The sequence below is a fragment of the Nocardia sp. NBC_00881 genome, from assembly GCF_045207455.1.
Taxonomy (GTDB): domain Bacteria; phylum Actinomycetota; class Actinomycetes; order Mycobacteriales; family Mycobacteriaceae; genus Nocardia.
In genome coordinates this window covers 5715010-5727078 of the sequence record NZ_CP108798.1, presented here as the reverse complement: position 1 = coordinate 5727078, position 12069 = coordinate 5715010, and the positions used below count along the sequence as shown (strand labels likewise).

The following is a 12069-nucleotide window of genomic DNA, read 5'->3' as shown; positions in this document are numbered from 1 at the left end:
TTTCGCCAGGCAAAGGCCGTTGGTTACGGGAGCTCCGATGTCCATCTGTTGTGGGCACATCGAGGTCCCGTCTAGGCAGCCCTTGATCAGTCGTAGCAGCAACTCGGCGGCGCACGGATGCGCGTTGGGGCGGAAGGCCAATGGGGTCTAAGCGCCGGACGCCTCTTGTGGCGTCAATGTTTCATGTGAAACAGCGAACATCGAGACCTGAGTCCTGCTGTTTTGCGTGTCCCTTTGCGCGTCGCCGCGATTCAGCTTTCTTATCGCGCTCAGTGCTGGCAAGCTAGTGGGCGTTGGGCGTGAGCGTAGGTGCCACGGAGGAATCTGGTTGTCACATCGGCAAGGGCTCCGCTCGGTCGATCGGGCGTCGCGAACCCGGTTGAGCATCATGTTCGATCCGACAAAGGCTGTTGCAGACACGGCGCCGTCCCCGCCTGGCGCGTGCACGTCGTCTGAAGTTCTCGGGTAAGGAGCTGTCTATGTCGAGCGGTCCGGCGAATGTTTCACGGGAAACGGCGTCGCGCGTGCCGGGGATGCTGGACTCCAGCAATTTCGATACGGAAGCATTCGGAAGTACACCGTTCGGGCACATCTCCCCCAGTGAGACCCCGATAGCTGCCGAAGCTCAGCGTGCAAGTCAGGTCCTCCATCCTGGAAAGGTGACTGTGCCGAAACCGCACGAGCAACGCATCATCACGATCGCCAATCAGAAAGGCGGCGTCGGGAAGACGACCACCGCGGTGAATCTGGCGGCCGCCCTGGCTCATCAGGGGATGACGGTGCTCGTGATCGATCTTGATCCACAGGGCAACGCAAGTACCGCCCTCGGTATCGAGCATCACTCGGGCGTCCCCTCCAGCTACGAGCTCCTGATCGGCGAGGTCTCCATCAAGGATGCGATCCAGCAGAGCCCGCACAGCGAACGACTCCTGTGCGTTCCCGCGACCATCGATCTGGCGGGCGCCGAGATCGAACTCGTGTCGATGGTGGCCAGGGAGGGACGACTTAAGGCCGCTATCCAAGAGGCGAACATCGCCGGGTACGACATCGACTACGTGATGATCGACTGCCCGCCCTCACTCGGACTGCTCACCGTCAACGCGATGGTCGCGGCTAAAGAGGTACTGATCCCGATCCAGTGCGAGTACTACGCGCTGGAAGGCGTCGGTCAGCTCCTCCGCAATATCGGTCTGGTGCAGGCACACCTCAATCCGGAACTTCATGTGTCGACCGTGATCCTGACGATGTACGACGGCCGGACCAAGTTGGCGGACCAAGTCGCCGAGGAGGTTCGTGGGCACTTCGGCGATGTGGTGCTGCGCTCGGTGATTCCGCGCAGCGTGAAGGTGTCGGAGGCGCCGGGGTACGGCATGACGGTGCTCGATTATGATCCAGGCTCTCGGGGCGCGATGAGCTACCTGGATGCCGGTCGCGAGATCGCGGCCCGGGCGATAGTGCTCGGTACCGCGACGAAGTCGGTGGAGTGACTCGGTGTGCCGATCTGATGCTCGGCAAGTCCGGTTTGGTGGCGGAACGAGGAAGGGGTCGATAGACCGATGAGTCAGGCGAAGAAAGGTGGGCTAGGGCGCGGTCTGGCCGCACTGATCCCGACGGCACCGGCGGCCACGCCGGGCCTCAGCAGCGCTGCTGCAAGCGTCATCGGCCTCGATCCGATCGGACCGCAGCCCGCGTCGACCTACCTGCACCGCGTTCCCGACCCCACCGATGACAGCGCCGAACTAGCGGCTGGCGGAGCGATCTACCGAGAGATTCTGCCGGATCGGATCGAGCCGAACCCCAAGCAGCCCCGCACGGTCTTCGAAGAAGACGCGCTGTCCGAGCTGGTGCATTCGATCCGCGAGTTCGGTCTGATGCAGCCGATCGTGGTGCGCAGGGTCGCACCAGGCGCCGACCGCTATCAGCTCGTCATGGGCGAGCGACGCTGGAGGGCCTGCCAGGAGGCCGGTCTGGCCACCATTCCCGCGATTGTCCGGGAGACCGCGGACGAGTCGATGCTCCGCGATGCCCTGCTGGAGAATATTCACAGGGTCCAGCTGAATCCGCTCGAAGAGGCCGCAGCCTACCAGCAGCTGCTGGAGGAATTCGACGTTACGCACGAGGAGTTGGCGACCCGGCTCGGTCGTTCCCGCCCCGTGGTGACGAATATGATCCGCCTGCTGAAGCTGCCTATCCCGGTGCAGCGCCGGGTCGCAGCGGGCGTGCTGTCCGCCGGGCACGCGCGGGCACTGCTCGGTCTCGACGCGGGTGCGGATGCTCAAGAGGTGCTCGCCGCCCGCATCGTCGCCGAGGGCCTCTCGGTTCGAGCCACAGAGGAAGCCGTCACGCTGGCGAACCGGGACCCGGACGCCACAGCGCCCTCCCCCGCTCCTCAGCGGAAACCGATTCACATGCCCGGTCTGCAAGACGTGGCGGAACGGTTGTCCGGTTCTTTCGACACTCGGGTCACCGTGAGCCTGGGCAAGCGGAAGGGCAAGATCGTCGTCGAATTCGGATCGGTCGAAGACCTCGAGCGCATCGTCGCCCTGATGGAGCAGAACACTCCCACCGTGTGACAGAAGTGACAAAAAACAGCTTGTGATTCCGATAGGTGCGTGCCCGTGGTCGAAACGTCACTGTGACGGCACGGGTTCGCGCGGATAGCGGGGCGTTGCACGGCTCCCCGGCAGAACACCACAAGTTCTCCGACCAACAGCACAGCGATATGGAATGAGGCGGGTTCTCTTTGATCGCTTATTCTTGCTGGCGAGCAACCATTGATGCGGTATGAGCGTGGATGAATCGGACAGCTGGAGGCTGAGCAGAGCGGTGTCGACCAGCGTCACAGCACTAACCCTCGGCGGACTGGATAAGCTCCCCGCGCATGCGCGGCGCTGTGTGTTTTGGGAGATAGATCCTGCCGTTGCCGAGGACTCCCGCAACTTCAGCGATCCGGTCTTCGAGAAGGAAGCCTGGCTGTCGACGGTGATGCTGGAATGGGGCTCGTGCGGGCAGGTGGCGGATGTCGACGGCAACATTGCCGGCTGTGCCTTGTACGCACCGCCGAGTGCGGTGCCGCGGGCCACCCTCTTCCCCACATCTCCGGTGAGCCCGGACGCGGTCCTGCTCACCACGCTGCGGGCCGAATTCCCCTATCAGGATGCCGATATCGCCCACCGGCTGATCCAGGCCGTAGTGGCCGATCTGGTGCGCCGCGGTGTCCGCGCGCTGGAGGCGTTCGGCATTCGCACAGACCCACCGGCGCGGGCGCTGTCAGAGCGATTCGGTTCGATGACCCTGATGGAGCGGATCATCGCGCCGATCAAGGGCGCAGGCGTGCCGGGCGCAATGACCGAATGCTCGCCTGAGACGTGCATGGTCGACGCCGACTTCTTGGAGGACGTCGGCTTCGAGGTGATCGCTCCCCACCACAGGTTCCCGCGGCTGCGGTTGGAACTCAATTCCGATCACGGCTGGAAGGAAGACGTGGAACGGGCGTTGGACCAGCTGCTTGCCGCCGCCTCGATGGCGGCTCCGACCCGCGTCGGAGCACGCTGAACCAGCCGACATCCCAAGCGCCCCTTGCCGATTCGAGGATGACAAGGGGCGCTTCGTGATGCAGCCGAAGATTTGCTACATACGATCCGCTGCGGCCAGCTCCTCGGCTAGCAGCTCCGCGAAAGTGTAAGTGCCGGTGGGCTGGTCGTCCTGACCGAGCAGGTACAGCCGCTTCACCGAGATCAGGATGGCTTCGGCGATCACGTCGCGCATACGCGGATTGGTGAGCACCGAGGCGTCGTATGGGTTTGTCAGGTAACCGATGTCGACCTGGACGGTCGGCATCTTGGTGAGTCGCAGCAGATCCCAGGTCCGTGCATGGGTTCGGCAGTCCTGCAACGAGGTTCGCGCCACCACTTCCCGCTGGATGAATCCGGCCAGCACCTGGCCGATCATCGACACCGAGCCGTGTGAGTTGCCGAAGTAGAATCCGGCAACGCCGTTGGCCAGTGGACTCGGGTTGACGGCGCAGCGCAGCGAAATCATGAGATCGGCGTCGAAGGCATTGGAGGTGTCGGCGCGTTCTCCGTCAGTCGGGTTGGCGCCCCACGGCCGGGACAGGAAGGTCTCCATACCAGTCGCCGCCATCCGACCCTCCAAGCGACTTGCCAAGTCCCACAAGACTTCCGACTCGTAGACGTCGCCGTACTCGGTGGGCACCGCGAAGCCCTTGTCCGTTCCACCGAGGCCCGGATCGATGACGATCCGTTTACCGGTGAGCTGCGGACCCGCGCGGTGTACCACCTCTTCCTCCGCGATCCGGTGTGGGTTGCCGCCGGTAACCCTCGCACCGAGCAGATCGAGCGAGCGCAGCGTGTCGGGACCACAGATCCCGTCGGCGGCAAGCCCGATCTCCCGTTGGAAGGCCGTGAGCGCGTCATGGGTGTGCGGACCGAAGTATCCGTCCACGCGATGGACGTAGAAGCCGAGGTCCTGCAGCCTGCGCTGCAGCGTGGCCACGTCATCACCGTACAGCGGCGCGGAGAGTTGGTAGATCAGTGTCCGCGCGCCGAGTCGGTAGGACGCTTCCTTCAGTGCACGGTAGGTCGCGGGGCCGACTACGCCGTCGACCAAAAGCCCGCGGTGCTGCTGGAACGCGCGCACCGCGGAGTCGAGGTGATGATCGAAAATGGCGTCGGTGTCCATCCAATACTCGCGCGCGCCTGCGCGACCGGTACCGACATGAGCGTGTAAGAAACCCAGGCTTGCCAGTGTGCTCCGAACCTCTGCTACGGCTGGACCGGTATCGCCGTGACGAAGTCGGTGCATGCGTGAGAGCCCTTTCCTTCCGTCAACCTGCGGGTACCCACTCATGCGATGGCATACACCTTCGCACGACCGGAGCGTCGGTCGATTGTCTCAAACCTGGACCGGATATCGGCAATCCCGGATTCAGGCATCCTACGGCGCGTCGTCGGACCGTGTCGTCAGATGATGCCTTCGAGTTCCCGCAGAAGGGCGGCTTTGCCCTTCGCTCCGACGATCTGCTTGACCGGCTTACCGCCGCGGAACAGCATCATAGTCGGCAGCGAAAGGATCTGATAATCGCGGGCCGTGCCGGGGTTGGCATCCACGTCCAGTTTCGCGATGGTCAGCTTGTCCGCATGTGTGCCGGCGATCTCCTCCAGGACAGGGGCGACCATCTTGCACGGTCCGCACCAGTCAGCCCAGAAGTCGACGAGCACGGGTTTCTCGCTGAGCAGCACATCGTCGGTGAAGGACGCGTCGGTGACGGTGACCGTCTTGGCGGACTCGGCCATGGATTTTCTCTCCTTGCGGTGAAACGAGACGGAAGCTCAGTTGGCGGGGACGGAAACCGAGTCGCCCACGTTCTCGAGGCGATTCGAGGTGATGTCACCCTGTTCGGCGAGCCAGCGCTCGGCATCGATGGCCGCGCGGCAGCCGGTCCCCGCGGCGGTGATCGCCTGGCGGTAGGTGTGGTCGACGAGGTCGCCGGCGGCAAACACGCCGGGGACATCGGTGGCGGTCGACGGGTGCTGCACCTGTACGTAGCCCTCGTCGTCCAGCTCGACCTGGTCCTCGACCAACTCGCTACGCGGATCGTGGCCGATCGCGACGAACAGACCGGTCGCGGCCAGTCCGGAGGTCTCGCCGGTGCGGGTGTCGCGCAGGGTCAGGTGGGAGACGCTGTTCTCGCCGTGCACCTCTATCACCTCGGCGTTCAGCACGAACTTGATCTTCTCGTTCGCCTTCGCCCGCTCCAGCATGATGCGGGAGGCACGGAACTCCTCACGGCGGTGCACGATGGTGACGTTGGAGGCGAACTTGGTCAGGAAAATGGCCTCCTCCATCGCCGAGTCGCCGCCACCGACTACGACGATGTCCTGGCCTTTGAAGAAGAAGCCGTCGCAGGTGGCGCAAGCGCTGACACCGCGGCCGAGCAGCCGCTGCTCACCCGGCACATTCAGGTAGCGGGCGGCCGAGCCCATGGCGAGGATCACGGCGTGCGCATGGTAGGTCTGGTCGCCGACGGTGATCTTCTTGATCGGACCGTTGAGATCGATAGCATCTACGTCCTCGGTGCGGATGTCGGCACCGAATCGCTTGGCCTGCTCGCGCATCTCCTCCATCAGATCCGGGCCCATGATGCCGTCGCGAAACCCTGGGAAGTTCTCCACTTCGGTGGTGGTCATCAGTGCGCCGCCGAACTGGGTTCCCTCGAACAGCAGCGGCTGGAGCTCCGCGCGGGCCGCGTACACGGCAGCCGTGTAGCCGGCGGGACCGGAGCCGACGATGATCAGGTCGGAAACTGGCGTGCTCATGGGGCCTTCCGGGGAGAATCGGTGGACGTAGCGGTCAACAACAGGGTAATGGCTGTTGTTCCCACGTTGACTGGGTCACACCACGAGCGTGGCCGATATCGCAATGTCAGCCGATATCCTGCAGCGCCCTCCGCTGAGGATCGTCTGTGCGGCAACCGGTCCCGACGACCAGAGCAGTGATCTTGGGCGGACGCGGGCCGGTGAGCAGGATGAGAACCGCGTCGCGGCCCTGGAATCTGATGTCGGTCGAGCCGAGCACCGCACGATCGAGTCCGTTCGCGTGGACGCAGCGGTCGAGCGCTCCCGGCCTCGCGAGCGAGCCGGAGATGTCATGGCGGCCCAGCGCGCCGAGCGTGGCGGTGGCGGTGAGGTCGTCGCCCAGTTCGTCATTATTGCTCACGATCGGTGGGGCGGTCGGCTGAGCGGTGGGCGCGACGTCGTCGCCGCGCAGCGTCGTCACGGCAACTCCCGCGCACGCCACCGTCGCGATCGCGGCCGCCGCGGCGAGCCAGCGGAGGCTGCCGCGGCGCCGCTGGCCGAGTGAGACCAGCGATGCGGGAACGGATTGGGAAACCATGGATTTCCCATCGGATTCGGCCTGGGGATCGGACGACAGCCGGTGGATCGTGGTCCCTGGCTCGGCAGGCGGCTCGGACAGGTCCAACTCGTCGACGACCCGCGCGAGTCGTGCGGCCACGTCCGCGGGCATGACGTGGATGATGTGCTCGTCGCGGCCGAAAGCGCGCAGTTCGGCGGTCACGTCGTCGAGCGAGCGCAGGAAGCGCAATGCCTCCGGATCGCGCGACACCACCGGCCACAACTGCTCGCGTTGCTCCGGCGTCACATTGCCGGCGTGCAGGTCGGCGAGCAGGTCGGCGGTGAATGGAGGCTGCGGCACGGACCGGGTCGCCATCGCACCTCCGTTGTTTGGATCTGACATCGCGGGCATCCCTCGACGACGGGGACTACATGGACATCGTTCAGTGGTTCGTCACTATTAATGACGCATCTCAGCTACCTCCGGTTCCCCGGATCACGCAGAAATTCCAACCGCTCCTTCAAACGCTGCCGCGCCCTGGCACACCGGCTTTTGATCGTCCCCTCGGGCACACCGAGCATCGCGGCCGCCTCGGACACGCTATACCCCTCCAGATCGATCGCCACCAGCGCGGTGCGCTGATCCGGCGGCAACGAGAACAGCGCGTGATCGATGATCATGGACGTCTCCAGCTCGGCCATCTCGTCCCGGTCATCGCTGGGCTCGGGCATGGTCTCGGGCGAGAGCGAGAAGGCGCGCCTGGTCTTGTTGCGCCGGATCCGGTCCAGGCAGGCGTTCACCACGATCGCGTGCAGCCAGCTGCGCACCTCCGCCTCGGCGCGGAACGAGGCTGCCCTGCGGTGGGCGGACAACAGAGCGTCCTGTAGCGAGTCGGCCGCGTCCTCCCGGGTATAGGACGTGCGCAGGGCGGTCTGCCAGAGATGGTCGTTGTGCCTGCGCAGCAGCTCCGCGAACGCGTGTCGCTGGCCGCGCACATGCGCCTGCAGCAGTTCGATATCAGAGTATTCGTCGGGTACGAACGAGCGTTCGCGGTGCGCGACCGGCCGCGACGTCCCCCCGCGAAGTTCCTCGTTCAATTCGGACGACAATGCCAACCCCTTGGACAGCGCTCACGGCAGCGACGGGCACGGTAGACCATCGCCGAAATTTCGCAGCATCCAGGAACGAGACACCAGAACCCGGGAAGCTCCCCTGCTGAGAGCGCGACAAGATCATATCGCCAGTAACGATTTGGCAGCAACCAAACCGATCGGGCTGATGATGATGGAGTGCGCGACACGCGTCGCGCGAGCGAATGGCCTGCACGAACGATGCGTGCGGCAAGAGTCGTGCGTGGGCCGGGCTAAAGCGCGGCGTCGAAACGAATGTCGGTGATAGCGGTTTGGAACTGACCGCCGGAGTTCCCCAGTCCGGTGATCCAGACGAGCACGTAGCGGGCGGCTTGGTCGGCGTGCACCGGGATGTCGGTGACGCCGTCGCCCAGTCGGGCAGAACCGATCAGCTGAGTCTGATCAAGGGTCGGTGAGCCGGTAGGCGAGGTGCGGATCTCCACCGAGGTGCCGGAGCTGGGCGAGTTGATCGAGACGTTCGTCAGTTTGGTAGGGCTTGGTAGCGTCGCCAGCAGGCCGACCCCCTTCTTGAGGGCCGGGAACTGCTGGAAGTACTGATCCGTGCGCCACTCGGTCCCCGGGTCGTTGTCCAGCACCGCCTGGACGTGGCCGACGCCATCAGGAGTGCCCTCAGGGGAGAACACAGATACGCCGGTCACCGGCACCGGGACGCCGCTCGACGCGATGTTCGGGCCCGCGGCTGCCGGTGTCGGTGAGGGCTGGCTGTTCGTCGTGAGACCGATATTGCGCTGTTCGTTCAAAGGTGCGTCCGACGCACCAGGCGCGAACACGCTGACCATCCACCAGATGACGATGCCGACAACCAGTGCGGCGAGGATGCCGAGCCCGACCATGATCCACATCATGCGTTGAGACCGTTCCCGCTCCGCCGCAAGCAGTTCCGGATCGGCGAGCGAGTCGTCGGTGCGCGCGGGTGCGCGCTGGCCCAGTCGCAGCACCGGGATGAAATCGGTCTTCTGGTCGACTACCGACGCCTGCTCGAGCACATGCTGCACGGTGGCGGCGGTGCGCACCCCCTTGTTCGACTCCAGCGACCGCACCGCGACCGCGGAGATCTCGAACGGCACTTCGGGACGGATCTGCCTCGGCTCGACCGGGGTGCCGTCCGGACCGAGATCCGCGAGGTGTAATCCGCCGATCGTCGCTGCGGTGCCGGAAACCCCGCCGAAGCGGATCGGCCAACGCGCAGTGATCAGCGCGTAGAGCATCGCGCCGAGACCGCGCACATCGGACTGGGCATCCGAGTCGGACAGCGTGCCGGGAAAGGCGAGCACCGCGTCGCCGGACGCGCTGATGCGTACCCGATCCGGATGGTCGATGGACAGTGATCCGCCGCCTCGGTGCGCCAGCTCGGCCGCGGAGGCGAGAGCGCGGATCGCACGCGCCGCACCGATCGGCGAGGGCACGGTCTCCGCCATCTCGCGCAGCGAACGGCCCGGCGTCCACTCGGCCACCACGATGCCGCCGGAGCTGCCGCGCACGACATCGAGCACACGGGCGAGGCCGGGCGAGTTGATCCGGCCGAGGCGGAGCGTGCGCGACAGGATCGCCTGCGGACCGTCGTGGCCGGAGTTGTCGGTGGCCTTCTGGTCGGCGTCCACGAACGTCAGAGCCACCTCGCGGTCGAGCTTGATGTCCAGCGCCTGCCAGAATCTCAGACCGCGTGCGCCGCCGTGGCCGGCCAGCAGCCGGTAACGGCCACCGGCAACCGAAGCGCCAGGAATCAGCTTGGGGCCGCGCGGAACTCGCCGTGCGCCCAGGTTCTCACCGCCCATCGGCGGCATTTCCGGCGACCCGATCGGGATCATCCCGGTGTCGTACATCGGATCGCGCGGCGGCATATGGCCGTCCTGGGGTCTCGCCGCATCCTGATTCGGCGGAGCCGTCCCGGACGCCTTGTTCGCGTACGCGGGATCCAACGGCTCCCCCGCGGTCGGCGGAACATCGGTGTACAGTCCGCCGGCCGTGGTCGCAGAAGAATCGGCGGCTGGGACGCCGCCCACCGCGTCGTCGCTCACCCTCGGTCCTCCTTCGCCCTGATATGTCGCGGTTTCGGCGAATTCGCCACTTGTGCTTCTCTGCCGAACAGGGTACGGGAACTCGCCCACACCGGTGATGTCAACGGCGTCGGCTCTGATCACTGGCAGCACCATGGTCTGGGCGTCCATGTACGCGTCGAAGCGCGGGTACGCCAGATACGGGTCGGGCCTGCGGAGCACCTGCGTGACATAAGGATCTTCGACCGGGCTCTCCAGATCGAGATCCGGTGCGGGCGGGGTCCAGCCGAGGCGCCGCGAGATGGCCACGGTGATGGCGATGATTTCCGGAATACCGGCGAGTCGCATCAGGCCGAAGGCCACCGCCAACATGACGATCGCGGTGATCGCCACCCGAACCAGCGAACCAGGCCCACCGAAGGACGCGGTCAGCCGATCCAGGCCGAGTACCCGGTCCACTATCCACATCACCGCCCCGCCCGCGAGTGACGCGAGGACGACACGTGTCACCGTGCGGCCGACGTTGGCCATCCTGAGATCGCCGAGACTGCGGTGCAACAGATAGCCGCCGACCACGGCGCCGACCGCGAAGCCGAGGCCGTTCGCGACGCCCAAGGCGATCACCACATGATCGGCATCGGTGACGACCGGGGCAAGCGCGGAGAAGACGATCTTCGCGGCGGTGATGCCGAGGATGATCCAGGTCGGAATCCACGCCTGCTCCCTGGCATAGAACACGCGCAGATGGATGAGCACGAGCGAATACGGAATCAACGCGAACGCCGACCAACTGACCGCGAGGCCGAGACGTTCGGCATCGGAGCCGCCGAAGTTGCCGTACCCGTACAGTGCCTGGCCGACCTGCGGGCCTGCCAGCGTGAGGAACGTGACCACCGGGACCAGCGCGATCATGGTCAATCGGGTCGCGGCAGAGAGATCGTCGACCACCGCGGGCGTGTCATCGGCCGCGGCGTTGCGGCTCAGCCGCGGCATGATCGCCGTGAGTACCGTGACACCGAGCACACCGTAGGGCAGTTGCAGCAGCAGCCATGCGTTGTTGTAGATCGCCGGACCCGCCGCGTCGGCATGCGAGGAGATGCGGGTGGCGAAGATGAAACCCGACTGGCTGATCAGGACATACAGGATGATGGCAGCGCCCATGCCGCCGAACTGCTTGAGCCGCGCATCGATACCCCACAACGGGCGCAGGTCGATGCCCGCCCTGCGGACCGCCGGCACCAGGCTGACCGCCTGCACCACCACACCGACCGTGACGCCGACGCCGAGCACCAGCAGCTTCGGGTCGCTCATCCGGACCGGGTCCAGCGTGATCTCTCCGGGCATCAGCACGTACAAACCGAGCACGGTCAGGACGACCAGATTGTTCAGCACCGGAGCCCACGCGCCGGGCTTGAACATCTGCCGTGTGTTGAGGATGGCCGTAAGCAGCGCCGACATTCCGTAGAACAGGATCGCGGGCAGCAGCAGGAAAGCCAGCGCCGTGGTGAGGCCGGTGTTCACCTTGCCGTCGTCGGAGAGGAAGACGTGCGTAGTCAGCAGCGGTGCCGCCGCGGTTGCCAACAGTGCTGCCGTGGCAAGGACCACAAAGGCGGCGGTCACCAGGCGCCGGACGAATGCCGCGCCGTGATCGGGGTCCTCCTGCTCGGCCCGCACCAGGGTCGGCACGACGATCGCGGTGAGCACCGCTCCGAGGACCAACTCCGCGATCATGTTCGGGATCTGGCTGGCAACTGTGAACGCACTCGCGATGGCTGGGCCGAGCACGGTCAGCAGCAGCAGCTGCTTACCGAACCCGGTGATGCGGCTGATCAGCGTCGCGAAGGCGATCGAGCCGGAGTCGCTGAGCAGCCGGGAGCTAGAAGTCTGCTTCGGCTCGGCGGCCTTCTCCACGGTCTCGGTGGCAGCGGGCCACTCCGGGGTCCGGGGGCGGTGCGGCGAGGCGGGCTCGCGTCGGACGGGAGTGGGAGGACGCTGCGGCGGAGGGTACGGCTGCGGTGGGGCGTATCGCGGTGGTGGCACGCGGC

9 protein-coding genes are annotated in these 12069 nt (G+C 65.7%); 3 read left to right on the top strand and 6 right to left on the bottom strand.

What is annotated here, in order from left to right:
* The first annotated feature begins 533 nt into the window (after positions 1-533).
* From OH799_RS24505 to OH799_RS24495, 3 genes are all read left to right on the top strand, one after another.
* On the top strand, positions 534-1487 hold the full coding sequence (locus OH799_RS24505; protein ID WP_406282489.1) for a ParA family protein: 954 nt from the start codon (positions 534-536) through the stop codon (positions 1485-1487).
* 69 nt (positions 1488-1556) lie between these two features.
* Positions 1557-2573: a ParB/RepB/Spo0J family partition protein gene (locus OH799_RS24500; protein ID WP_406268426.1), complete on the top strand. Its 1017-nt coding sequence runs from the start codon at positions 1557-1559 to the stop codon at positions 2571-2573.
* A 253-nt stretch (positions 2574-2826) separates the two neighbouring features.
* Complete coding sequence (locus OH799_RS24495; RefSeq protein ID WP_406282486.1) at positions 2827-3555, top strand: GNAT family N-acetyltransferase; 729 nt, start codon at positions 2827-2829, stop codon at positions 3553-3555.
* A 75-nt stretch (positions 3556-3630) separates the two neighbouring features.
* Here the strand turns inward: OH799_RS24495 and OH799_RS24490 are convergent, their stop codons facing one another.
* The 6 genes from OH799_RS24490 to OH799_RS24465 form a co-directional block, all read right to left on the bottom strand.
* Entirely contained in the window at positions 3631-4824 is a 1194-nt protein-coding gene (locus OH799_RS24490) for an N-acetylmuramoyl-L-alanine amidase (RefSeq protein WP_406268423.1), read from the bottom strand.
* A 158-nt stretch (positions 4825-4982) separates the two neighbouring features.
* Complete coding sequence (gene trxA, locus OH799_RS24485; protein ID WP_406268420.1) at positions 4983-5315, bottom strand: thioredoxin; 333 nt, start codon at positions 5313-5315, stop codon at positions 4983-4985.
* Positions 5316-5351: 36 nt separating this feature from the next.
* Entirely contained in the window at positions 5352-6338 is a 987-nt protein-coding gene (gene trxB, locus OH799_RS24480; RefSeq protein WP_406268416.1) for a thioredoxin-disulfide reductase, read from the bottom strand.
* A gap of 106 nt (positions 6339-6444) precedes the next feature.
* A complete protein-coding gene (locus OH799_RS24475) occupies positions 6445-7251 on the bottom strand; it encodes a hypothetical protein (protein WP_406268413.1) in 807 nt (268 codons plus the stop codon).
* A gap of 101 nt (positions 7252-7352) precedes the next feature.
* On the bottom strand, positions 7353-7985 hold the full coding sequence (sigM, locus tag OH799_RS24470) for an RNA polymerase sigma factor SigM (RefSeq protein WP_406268410.1): 633 nt from the start codon (positions 7983-7985) through the stop codon (positions 7353-7355).
* 254 nt (positions 7986-8239) lie between these two features.
* Entirely contained in the window at positions 8240-12064 is a 3825-nt protein-coding gene (locus OH799_RS24465) for a murein biosynthesis integral membrane protein MurJ (protein WP_406268407.1), read from the bottom strand.
* Between the last annotated feature and the right edge of the window lie 5 nt (positions 12065-12069).

What these genes read in the sequence shown, in the direction of transcription:
- OH799_RS24505 (WP_406282489.1), top strand. Translation starts at nt 534, where the DNA reads ATGCTGGACTCCAGCAATTTCGATACGGAAGCATTCGGAAGTACACCG.
- OH799_RS24500 (WP_406268426.1), top strand. Translation starts at nt 1,557, where the DNA reads ATGAGTCAGGCGAAGAAAGGTGGGCTAGGGCGCGGTCTGGCCGCACTG.
- OH799_RS24490 (WP_406268423.1), bottom strand. Translation starts at nt 4,824, where the DNA reads ATGCACCGACTTCGTCACGGCGATACCGGTCCAGCCGTAGCAGAGGTT.
- trxA (WP_406268420.1), bottom strand. Translation starts at nt 5,315, where the DNA reads ATGGCCGAGTCCGCCAAGACGGTCACCGTCACCGACGCGTCCTTCACC.
- trxB (WP_406268416.1), bottom strand. Translation starts at nt 6,338, where the DNA reads ATGAGCACGCCAGTTTCCGACCTGATCATCGTCGGCTCCGGTCCCGCC.
- OH799_RS24475 (WP_406268413.1), bottom strand. Translation starts at nt 7,251, where the DNA reads ATGGCGACCCGGTCCGTGCCGCAGCCTCCATTCACCGCCGACCTGCTC.